The 11,135-nt window shown below is 37.9% G+C and carries 12 protein-coding genes and 1 rRNA gene; all 13 read left to right on the plus strand.

What is annotated here, in order from left to right; genetic code table 11:
• Positions 1–10: 10 nt before the first annotated feature.
• Positions 11–889 carry an Hsp33 family molecular chaperone HslO gene (gene hslO / locus DS031_RS21060; RefSeq protein ID WP_113808169.1) on the plus strand — a complete coding sequence of 293 codons (879 nt, stop codon included), beginning with the start codon at positions 11–13 and terminating at the stop codon, positions 887–889.
• Positions 890–903: 14 nt separating this feature from the next.
• Entirely contained in the window at positions 904–1,797 is an 894-nt protein-coding gene (locus DS031_RS21065) for a peptidyl-prolyl cis-trans isomerase (RefSeq protein ID WP_113808170.1), read from the plus strand.
• Between the two features lie 119 nt (positions 1,798–1,916).
• A complete protein-coding gene (cysK, locus tag DS031_RS21070; protein ID WP_113808171.1) occupies positions 1,917–2,837 on the plus strand; it encodes a cysteine synthase A in 921 nt (306 codons plus the stop codon).
• 278 nt (positions 2,838–3,115) lie between these two features.
• Positions 3,116–4,531 carry an aminodeoxychorismate synthase, component I gene (pabB, locus tag DS031_RS21075; RefSeq protein ID WP_113808182.1) on the plus strand — a complete coding sequence of 472 codons (1,416 nt, stop codon included), beginning with the start codon at positions 3,116–3,118 and terminating at the stop codon, positions 4,529–4,531.
• Positions 4,532–4,558: 27 nt separating this feature from the next.
• Positions 4,559–5,155: an aminodeoxychorismate/anthranilate synthase component II gene (gene pabA, locus DS031_RS21080; RefSeq protein WP_113808172.1), complete on the plus strand. Its 597-nt coding sequence runs from the start codon at positions 4,559–4,561 to the stop codon at positions 5,153–5,155.
• On the plus strand, positions 5,140–6,000 hold the full coding sequence (gene pabC, locus DS031_RS21085; RefSeq protein ID WP_113808173.1) for an aminodeoxychorismate lyase: 861 nt from the start codon (positions 5,140–5,142) through the stop codon (positions 5,998–6,000). Before pabA ends, pabC begins: the two co-directional genes overlap by 16 nt.
• Positions 6,001–6,081: 81 nt before the next feature.
• The gene (gene folP / locus DS031_RS21090) at positions 6,082–6,942 is read left to right on the plus strand and encodes a dihydropteroate synthase (protein ID WP_113808183.1); all 861 of its coding nucleotides are present in this window, start codon (positions 6,082–6,084) and stop codon (positions 6,940–6,942) included.
• Entirely contained in the window at positions 6,935–7,297 is a 363-nt protein-coding gene (gene folB, locus DS031_RS21095) for a dihydroneopterin aldolase (RefSeq protein ID WP_113808174.1), read from the plus strand. The genes folP and folB overlap by 8 nt, the downstream gene beginning before the upstream one ends.
• Positions 7,294–7,821 carry a 2-amino-4-hydroxy-6-hydroxymethyldihydropteridine diphosphokinase gene (gene folK, locus DS031_RS21100; protein ID WP_113808175.1) on the plus strand — a complete coding sequence of 176 codons (528 nt, stop codon included), beginning with the start codon at positions 7,294–7,296 and terminating at the stop codon, positions 7,819–7,821. The genes folB and folK overlap by 4 nt, the downstream gene beginning before the upstream one ends.
• A complete protein-coding gene (locus DS031_RS21105) occupies positions 7,773–7,985 on the plus strand; it encodes a helix-turn-helix domain-containing protein (protein WP_113808176.1) in 213 nt (70 codons plus the stop codon). Before folK ends, DS031_RS21105 begins: the two co-directional genes overlap by 49 nt.
• A gap of 20 nt (positions 7,986–8,005) precedes the next feature.
• Positions 8,006–9,010 (plus strand): tRNA dihydrouridine synthase DusB, encoded by a 1,005-nt coding sequence (gene dusB / locus DS031_RS21110; protein WP_113808177.1) that lies wholly within the window; start codon positions 8,006–8,008, stop codon positions 9,008–9,010.
• Positions 9,011–9,212: 202 nt separating this feature from the next.
• Positions 9,213–10,706 (plus strand): lysine--tRNA ligase, encoded by a 1,494-nt coding sequence (gene lysS, locus DS031_RS21115; protein ID WP_113808178.1) that lies wholly within the window; start codon positions 9,213–9,215, stop codon positions 10,704–10,706.
• Between the two features lie 338 nt (positions 10,707–11,044).
• Positions 11,045–11,135 (plus strand): 16S ribosomal RNA (locus tag DS031_RS21120); the annotation flags it as partial.

Consider the following 11,135-nt stretch of genomic DNA (forward strand, 5'->3'; position numbering starts at 1 on the left):
GAGCAATAGTATGTCAGATTATTTAGTAAGAGCATTAGCCTTTGAAGGGAGTATCCGTGCCTATGCAATTCGTACAACAGAAATGGTATCCTACGCCCAAAAAAACCATGATACATGGCCAACAGCATCAGCAGCGCTTGGACGTGCTCTAACAGCTTCTACAATGATGGGAGCTTCATTAAAGGGTGAGGCAAAGCTTACAGTTAAAATTGAAGGCGGCGGCCCAATTGGTGCGATTATTGTTGATACGAATACAAAAGGTCAAACAAGAGGTTATGTAACAAATCCACATGTTCATTTTGAGCTGAATAAACATGGGAAACTTGATGTAGCAAGAGCGGTAGGGAAAGATGGCTTCCTATCTGTTGTAAAAGATTTAGGTATGCGTGAAAACTTTACAGGACAAGTACCTCTTATCTCTGGAGAACTTGGTGAAGATTTTACGTATTATTACGTTTCATCTGAACAAATTCCTGCTTCTGTTGGAGTAGGTGTCCTTGTAAATCCTGATAACAGTATTTTAGCATCGGGTGGATTTATGATCCAAGTAATGCCGGGTGCTTCTGAAGAGACGATTGCTTTTCTCGAAAAGCAGCTTTCGAGTATCCGCCCTATTTCTAAAATGGTGGAGGCTGGATTAACACCAGAGGAAATTCTTGCAGAAATTGTTGGAGAAGATAATTTAAAAATTCTTGATAAAATGCCTGTTCAATTTAAGTGCAGCTGTTCAAAAGAACGTTTTGAAAATGCTCTTATTAGTTTAGGGAAAGATGAAATTAAGGCGATTATTGAAGAAGAAGGCAAAGCGGAGACAGTTTGTCATTTCTGTAATTCAGCTTATCATTTTACAAAAGAGGAACTGCAATCATTGTATGAACAAAGCAAATAAGGAGCGCGGATCTTTTGAAAGCGAAATTTGTTTGGGTTATTGTAGGTATTTTGCTGTTTACGAATAGTATAACAATCTGGATGCTGATTCTTTCTGAAGAAGCAGTAATTGAAACTTTAGGAGAGTCCTCTAATAATACTGCTGTATATGTAGGGGAAAAGCCTATTTTAGAGCAGGATTGGATTGCTGTCCTTAAAAATCGTTATGGCCAGCTTGTGATGGAAGAAATGATTAATAAAGAAGTGGTCTTTCAACTAGCTGAACAAGAAGGGATTAAAGTTTCTGATGAGGAGATTCAACAATATTTAGTATTGTTTGGAGGCATGGCTGGAGAGGATATGACAGAACAAGAACAAAGCCCCTCTCTTAATCAAGATCAGCTTTATGAAAATATCCGTTATTCTATTCTGCTTGAAGAGCTTGTGACAAGAGATGTTGTCATTAAAGAAGAAGAACTTCAGCGTTTTTATGAAGAAAATCAGTCATTATTTACAAATGAGACATTATATCGATTATCTCATATTGTTTCCCCTACAATTGAAGAGGCTCAGCAAGTATGGAGTGAGTTAAGTGAGGGTTCGGATTTTTCTACATTAGCACGTGAACGTTCGATTGATATCTTTTCTGCCAATCAAGGCGGGGATTTAGGGGTTATTTCTAAGGATAGCACTTATTGGCCGGATGGTTATAAAGAAAAAGCAGAAAAGCTTGAAGAAGGAAGTTATAGTGAACCAATTTCCACAACGGATGGTTATGCAATTTTAAAATTAGAAGATAAAATCAAAGGAAATTCCTATGATTTTAGTGAAGTAAGAAATCATGTGCGCAGGTTCCTTGCGCTGCAGCAGTTAGGAGATAGTTTTTCACCAAAGCAGTTATGGGATGAAATCGGAGTTCGTAATTTTTAAAAATAGGTAATTAATCCTGCTATTTTTTAAGAAAATAGGCAATTGACACTAAAAGTAAAATCTGGTATCTTAAAATTAATAAATCCAATAAAAATACTTGGTTTTGAGGAGTGAAGGGAATGCGCGTAGCAAATTCTGTAATTGAACTAATTGGACAAACACCAATCGTAAAATTAAACCGTTTAACAGGCGAAAATGATGCAGATGTATATTTAAAGCTTGAATTTATGAATCCTGGAAGCAGTGTAAAAGATCGTATTGCATTAGCAATGATTGAAGCGGCTGAGAAAAACGGTGATTTAAAAGCTGGAGATACAATTATTGAACCTACAAGTGGTAATACAGGAATTGGTCTTGCAATGGTAGCAGCAGCAAAAGGTCTGCGCGCTATTTTAGTTATGCCGGATACAATGAGTATGGAGCGCCGTAATTTATTAAAAGCCTATGGTGCTGAACTTGTCTTAACACCAGGCGCTGAAGGAATGGGAGGAGCAATCCGTAAAGCAGGAGAACTTGCTGAAGAGCACGGCTATTTCATGCCTCAGCAGTTTAAAAATGAAGCAAACCCTGAAATTCACAGCAGAACAACTGGAAAAGAAATCGTCGAGCAAATGGATCAATTAGACGCATTTGTTTCTGGAATTGGAACAGGCGGAACAATTACAGGTGCTGGCTCAGTATTAAAAGAACATTACGAAAATGTAAAAATCTATGCAGTAGAACCAACAGATTCACCGGTACTTTCTGGAGGAAAACCAGGTCCTCATAAAATTCAAGGCATTGGTGCAGGTTTTGTTCCAGACATCTTAAATACAGAAATTTATGATGAAGTAATTACTGTTAAAAATGAAGAAGCGTTTGAAATAGCGCGCCGTGCAGCGAAAGAAGAAGGAATCTTAGGTGGTATTTCATCAGGAGCTGCCATTAAAGCTGCATTGGATGTAGCGAAAAAGCTTGGAAAAGGTAAAAAAGTATTGGCAATCATTCCAAGTAATGGTGAGCGTTACTTAAGTACACCACTTTACCAATTTGAAGACTAATCACACCTTTTATAAAGAAGCGTCCCTCAACAACTCTGTTTGAATGGGCGCTTTTTTTGTTTTCTTCCATCATTTCCTGCATTTTTATTAGTTAAACTTTGTTTCATATGGTAAGCTATTGATAAATTATTTATCACCATAACATTTTAAAATAATTGTATTTACTTAAATTCATAAATGAACAAATGAAGTAAATTGTGTACAATAAAGAATAAGTGACTTTGTGTAGGAGCGTGAAAGAATTGCCATCTAAACATCAACACCATTCATCTCGTCGCCTGCTTACGAAAAAAATATCTGGGGTCGAAAAAGACTGGTTTGAACGTTATAAGCACCTTTCAAAAGATGAAACCCACCATGTGCTTCTTGAAAGTGGGCGCGGGGGGCGTTTCAATATTATCGGTTTAGAGCCCGTTGCTGTTTTACAAGGAAAAGATAAGTTCCTTACAATTCAAACAAAAGAAGAACAAATAGAGCAGCAGGGAGACTTGTTAGAACTTACAAAAGAATGGTTATCTCACTATGTTGTTCCTTTTAAAGAGGGGCTCCCTGATTTCCAAGGTGGGGCTGTAGGCTATATTAGTTATGACTTAGTTCGTTCTATTGAAACCCTTCCAGAACTTGCAGAAGATGATTTAGCGATGCCTGACCTTTATTTTTTAGTATTTGAAGATGTGTTTGTATATGATCATGAAGAAGGTGCTCTTTGGATTATAATCAATTATTTTTCTGAGCAGGAAGAAGAGGCTCGTTTAAAGTTAAGCTATTATGAAAAAGCTTGGTCTTCTTCATTTGTAGAGAAAAATCAATGGCAGTTGGAAGCATATAAAACAACCTCATCTTCTCGTGCTGTTTCCATGAATGAAGCAGAGTTTCAACAGGCAGTTCATCAAGTTCAGGAGTATATTAGTCAAGGTGATGTGTTTCAAATTAACCTTTCTGTAAGGCAGAGTGAGCCATTAAAAACTGAACCTCTTCATATTTATGAAAGGCTTCGTACCCTAAACCCATCACCATATATGAGTTATTTTCATGTTCCGGAATTCCAACTTGTAAGTGGATCGCCGGAATTACTTGTAAAAAAGAAAGGGTATGAAGTCAGCACACGGCCGATTGCAGGAACACGGTCGCGCGGTAAGACAGATAGAGAAGATCAAGAGCTTGCAGAGTCCCTTATTACAAATGAAAAAGAACGTGCGGAACATGTAATGCTTGTTGACTTAGAGCGCAATGATTTAGGACGTGTATGTGAATATGGCACTGTTGAAGTGAATGAATTTATGGTAATTGAAAAATACTCTCATGTGATGCATATCGTATCAAATGTAAGAGGGAAAATGAAAGAAAGCCATGATGCATTTGACCTTATTCGCGCTTCATTTCCCGGCGGTACGATTACAGGCGCTCCGAAAGTTCGTACTATGGAAATTATTGAGGAACTTGAGCCGGTAAGGCGCGGCATTTATACAGGGTCAATTGGATGGATTGGCTTTAATGGAGATATGGAATTAAACATCACAATTCGTACATTAGTAGCAAAAGATGGACAAGCACATGTTCAAGCTGGAGCAGGAATTGTGATTGATTCAAATCCGAAATGGGAGTATGAAGAATCTTTGAAGAAGGCGCGTGCCTTATGGCGTGCTAAAGAGTTGAGTGAAGAAGAGCTGGCAGTATCATTACAAAATAAGTAAAAGAGTATAGCTGAGGAGGAAAATAAGATGATTTTTATGATTGATAATTATGATTCATTTACGTACAATTTAGTTCAATATTTAGGGGAAATGGGCGAAGAGTTGATCGTAAAGCGAAATGATCAAACATCTATTGAGGAAATTGAGTCATTAAACCCTTCGTTTATTATGGTTTCTCCAGGCCCCTGCAGTCCGAATGAAGCGGGAATTAGTATGGATGTAATCCGCTATTTTGCAGGGAAAATTCCGATTTTTGGTGTTTGTCTTGGTCATCAATCCATTGCTCAAGTATTTGGAGGAGATGTTGTGCGTGCGAACCGCCTTATGCATGGTAAAACATCAGAAATGCATCATGACGGCAAAACAATTTTTAAAGATATTGAGCAGCCAATGATTGCAACGCGTTATCATTCATTAATTGTGAAGCCAGAAACACTACCAGAATGTTTTGAAGTATCAGCATGGACGGAGGAAAAAGAAATTATGGCCCTTCGTCATAAAACTCTTCCAATTGAAGGTGTGCAATTTCATCCAGAATCAATTATGACAGGTGCTGGGAAAAAGATGCTGAAAAACTTTATTGATACGTATAAAAATAAGGAGAAATCATGTATCACTACTTAAACGGCAAAATTGTTAAAGAAGAAAACATGAATATTTCTGCATTTGATCACGGCTATCTATATGGTCTAGGTGTATTTGAAACATTCCGCGTTTATAACAACCATCCATTTTTGTTTGATGACCATTTTGAACGATTAGAAAACAGCTTAGCAGAGCTTTGTATTTCTTGGAATGAAACAAGACAATCCATTCGTAAAAGCTTGTCCGATTTGCTTCAAGCTAATGAATTAACAGACGCCTACATCCGTTTAAATGTTTCAGCGGGTGTAGGTGCTGTTGGTTTGCAGGTAGAGCCTTACAAAGATCCTACCGTGATTATGTACGTAAAGCCCCTTTCTAGCAAAACTGTATTTCACCCTAAAAAAGGATTATTTTTAAATACAAAGCGAAATACACCTGAAGGCATATCTCGTTTAAAGTCCCACCATTATTTAAATAATATCATCGGAAAACGTGAAATTGGAGAAGATCCTTTAAAAGAAGGTGTTTTTTTAACAGAGAGCGGTTATATTGCAGAAGGAATTGTCTCAAATTTATTTTGGGTAAAAGAAGGCGTTGTTTATACACCCAGTCTTGAAACAGGCATCTTAAATGGTATTACAAGGCAATTTATATTAAGGCTTTTGCAAGCGAACAACATTCCATATGAAATCGGTTTTTACAAACGTGAGCAGTTGCTTTCTTGTGACGAAGCATTTATGACAAACTCCATTCAAGAAATTGTGCCATTTGCTCAAATAGGAACAAAGCAGCTCCCGGTAAAAGAAGGTTGTTTAACCAATAAACTAATTACATTGTACAATCAACACAGGGAAAAGCTATGGACACGTAAACAGCTGACCTAGAAAGGATTCGATATTATGTTCATTCATACACCAAAAAAGTCTTTAGTTGAAAACGATACAGCTCATCACATAAAAAAAATAATGAAGCAAAATGAATTAGTGAAAACTCCGTGCTTTCTTCAATTAGGGAACAATGTCTATGACTTAAATGAAAAAACATTAATTATGGGTATTCTTAATATTACGCCTGACTCGTTTTCAGACGGTGGAAGGTTTAATGAGGTAGAACAAGCAGTTCAACGGGCTAAGGAGCTTATTGAAAATGGTGCCCATATTATTGATATCGGTGGTGAATCCACACGTCCGGGTGCAGAAAAAGTAGGAACTGATGAAGAATTAGCTCGAGTTATTCCGATTATTAAAGCGATTCGTAAAGAGTTAGATATTCCAATCTCCATTGATACGTATAAAGCAGAAGTAGCTCGTCAAGCAGTTGAAGCAGGAGCGAACATCATTAATGATATTTGGGGGGCAAAAGCTGATAAGGAAATGGCAGCGGTAGCCGCAGATTATCATGTTCCTATCATCTTAATGCATAACCGGAAAAATAGAGAGTATGAACATTTAATGATAGATATGGTTGCGGATTTGCAAGAAAGCATCTCCATTGCCCATGAGGCTGGTGTTTCTGATCATCATATTATTTTAGATCCTGGAATTGGCTTTGCGAAAACATCTGAAGATAATTTAACAGTCATGCACCATCTAAATGTCATCACAAGCCTCGGTTATCCGGTTCTTTTAGGGACGTCAAGAAAAACATTTATTGGAAAAACGCTTGATCTTCCAGTTGATGAGCGCGTAGAAGGAACAGGAGCAACGGTTTGTCTTGGCATTCAAAAAGGATGTCAGATTGTTCGGGTGCATGATGTAAAAGAAATAAGCCGCATGGCAAAAATGATGGATGCAATGCTTGGAAAAGGTGAGGCAATCAATGGATAAAATCCACTTAAATGAAATGGCCTTTTATGGCTATCACGGTGTTTTGCCAGAAGAGAATAAACTCGGTCAGCGTTTTTTTGTCGACCTTATTCTAGGATTAAATTTAAAAAATGCTGGTCTTACTGATGACTTAAAGAAAACAGTTAATTATGCTGAAGCCTATGAGACTGTTAGAAGCATTGTAGAAGGAAAGCGGCGTCAACTTGTTGAAGCGGTTGCCGAGGGAATTGCTAAGGAAATATTCGATGCGTTTCCTATCGTCGAAGAAGTAAAGGTGAAAGTAGTAAAGCCTGACCCGCCAATTCGGGGGCACTATCGTTCTGTTGCTGTTGAAATTACGAGGAAGCGTTCATGAGTCATACAGTATATATCGGAATAGGTTCAAATATTGGGGATCGAGAAAAATATTTACAACAGGCACTCGTGCAATTGAACAAGCATGAAGAGGTTAGTGTAACAAATATTTCCTCTATTTACGAAACAGATCCAGTTGGGTATACCAATCAAGCCGCTTTTTTAAACATGGCAGCTGAATTGAAGACAGAATTACCACCGTTAGAACTCTTAAATGTGCTTCAAAAAATAGAACATCATCTTAACCGTAAGCGAGAGATTCATTGGGGACCTCGAACAATTGATCTTGACATTTTACTGTATAATGATGAGAATATAGAATCAGAGAAGTTAAAAATTCCGCACCCTCATATGTATGAGCGTGCGTTTGTATTAATACCGCTGTATGAAGTCAATTCCAATTTGATCTTAAAAACGGTCAATCAGCCGATAGGGGAAATCATTACGGAATTACCAGATAAAGAAGGTGTACGCCTATGGAAGAAGAACAATGGGGTAGGAGAATTCGGGCTTTTAGAAAGCTAAAAGGATATACTCAGGAAAGTTTAGCAAGAAAATTAGGAGTTTCTGTTTCAGTTATTGGAGAAGTTGAAAGAGGTAATCGAAAACCTTCCGATGAATTACTGCATTTAATTGCGTTAACGCTAAATATATCAGTAAATGAACTTCTTCCAGAAAGAATAAATTAATAATAAAGGAGAGTCATTCTGTGTTAAAAATCGGTCGCATTGAGATGAAAAACCCAGTAGTACTAGCACCGATGGCTGGTGTATGTAATCCTGCATTTCGTCTTATTGCAAAAGAATTTGGTGCTGGTTTAGTTTGTGCGGAAATGGTTAGTGATAAAGCGATTCTGCATGAAAATGAAAAAACATTAAAAATGCTTTATGTTGATGAGCGTGAGAAGCCGCTAAGTTTACAAGTTTTCGGGGGCGAGAAGGAGACGCTTGTTGGTGCTGCACGTTATGTGGAAGAAGCAACAAACGCAGATATTATTGACATTAATATGGGATGTCCCGTCCCTAAAATTACAAAATGTGATGCAGGTGCCAAATGGTTGTTAGACCCTGATAAAATTTATGAAATGGTCAAAGCAGTTGTTGATGCAGTGGATATGCCGGTAACAGTTAAAATGAGAACTGGCTGGGATGCCAATCATATTTATGCTGTTCAAAATGCTCAAGCAGTTGAAGCAGCTGGTGGCCAAGCAGTTGCTTTACATGGTCGTACGCGAGCGCAGATGTATGAAGGAAAAGCAGATTGGGATATTATTCGTCAAGTAAAAGAAGCTGTAAACATTCCGGTCATTGGTAATGGTGATGTCGTCACACCGCAGGATGCAAAACGTATGCTGGATACAACAGGAGTAGACGGTGTCATGATCGGACGCGGGGCGCTAGGTAATCCTTGGATGCTTTATCAAACAGTAAAGTATTTAGAAACAGGAGAAATGAAGCCAAATCCTTCGGCAAGAGAAAAGATTGATGTCTGTATGCTTCATTTAGACCGTCTTATTAATCTTAAAGGGGAGCACTTGGCTGTAATGGAAATGCGTAAGCATGCAGCATGGTATTTAAAAGGGTTACGCGGTAACGGGAAAGTCCGCGATAAGATTAATCAATTAGAAACGAAAGAGCAAATCTCTTCCGTACTTTATGAATTTGTCGAGCAAATTGAAGCGGTTCAAGTAGAAGCAGATACACAAGTAGGGTAAGAGAAGCGTTCATTGTTTCCCGTAAGTTGACATCTAATAGACCGTCACCTATAATACGTGAAGATTATTTAATATACTGCCAGCTTTACCTGGCAGTTTTTCTAATGTGGTTTTCACAATGTTTTATGCTTCATTTCTATGATAAGATAACAATGGTCTTTGCTGTTGGATACGGAACAAAAAAGGTTTAGGAGTGATGATGATGAGTCAAGAACTAGAGTTAAATGATCAGCTGGTCGTTCGTCGTGATAAAATGAGCACTTTAAGAGCAGAAGGGATTGACCCATTCGGTAAACGCTTTGAGCGAACACATACTGCGGCAGAAATGAAAGAAGCATTTGATGGCTTTACAAAAGAAGAACTTGAAGAAAAAGAAACAAAGATTATCTTTGCTGGTCGCGTTATGACAAAACGTGGAAAAGGAAAAGCAGGATTTGCTCATATTCAAGATTTAACAGGACAAGTCCAAATTTATGTTCGTAAAGATGCTGTTGGAGAAGAGCAGTATGATCTCTTTAATACAATTGATATTGGTGATATCGTTGGTGTTTCGGGAACAGCATTTAAAACAAAAGTAGGGGAACTTTCAATTAAAGTATCAGAGTTTACACTGCTTACCAAATCGCTTCGTCCACTTCCAGACAAGTTTCATGGTTTAAAAGATGTGGAACAGCGTTACCGTCAGCGCTATGTTGACTTAATTGTAAACCCAGAAGTCCGTGATACATTTGTTACACGCAGCAAAATCCTGCAATCAATGCGTCGTTACTTAGATAATCATGGTTATTTAGAGGTAGAAACACCAACAATGCATTCTATTCCAGGGGGAGCTTCTGCACGTCCTTTTATTACGCATCATAATGCGCTTGATATGGAGCTATATATGCGTATTGCAATTGAACTTCACCTTAAGCGTTTAATTGTAGGCGGACTTGAAAAAGTATATGAAATTGGCCGTGTATTCCGTAATGAAGGGGTTTCTACACGTCATAATCCTGAATTTACAATGATTGAGCTTTATGAAGCTTATGCTGATTATAAAGATATTATGGCATTAACAGAAAATTTAATTGCCCATATTGCAAAAGAAGTATTAGGCACGACAACAGTAATGTATGGAGAACACGAAGTAAACCTTGAGCCGGAGTGGAAACGAGTTCATATGGTTGATGCTGTTAAGGAAGCGACAGGTGTGGACTTCTGGAAAGAGATGAGCGATGAAGAAGCTCGTGCACTTGCTAAAGAGCATGGAGTCGAAGTAAAAGAGACGATGGCATTTGGTCATGTTGTAAATGAATTCTTTGAGCAAAAGGTTGAAGAAACATTAATTCAGCCTACATTTGTGTATGGGCATCCTGTGGAAATCTCGCCACTTGCAAAAAAGAACGAAAAAGATCCACGTTTTACAGATCGTTTTGAGCTCTTTATTGTCGCTCGCGAACACGCAAATGCTTTTACAGAATTAAACGATCCTATTGATCAAAGAGAGCGTTTTGAAGCGCAGCTAAAAGAGCGTGAGCAGGGAAATGATGAAGCACATATGATGGATAATGACTTTATTGAAGCATTAGAATACGGAATGCCTCCAACAGGTGGATTAGGTATTGGAATTGACCGTCTTGTTATGTTATTAACGAACTCTCCGTCTATTCGTGATGTTTTATTATTCCCTCAAATGCGTCATACCGAAAAGTAAAATATCAATCTTTACTGAAAACTGCCTGCTTGAGCAGGTAGTTTTCTTGTTTTTTAGCTTTTTTAAAAAATATATAAAAAGTGCTTGTATTTTTATTTGAATGGTGATATATTAATAAACGTCGCTGAAAGACAGCAAACATGTTAACAACATAAATGACAAAAAATGTTCAATAAAAGTTGTTGACACAAACGAGTGGATATGATAAATTAAGAAAGTCGTCATCGAACGACACTTAAACAAAATGTTCTTTGAAAACTGAACAAAACGCCAAGCGAATTTATGCAATACTACGAAAGAACAATTCTTTCGACAACAACTATTGAGCAATTCAAACTTAATTTGAGAGTTTGATCCTGGCTCAGGACGAACGCTGGCGGCGTGCCTAATACATGCAAGTCGAGCGCGTGAAACTAACTGATCCCTTCG

This window comes from Bacillus taeanensis (assembly GCF_003318295.1).
In the GTDB taxonomy this organism is placed as follows: domain Bacteria; phylum Bacillota; class Bacilli; order Bacillales; family UBA6769; genus Maribacillus; species Maribacillus taeanensis.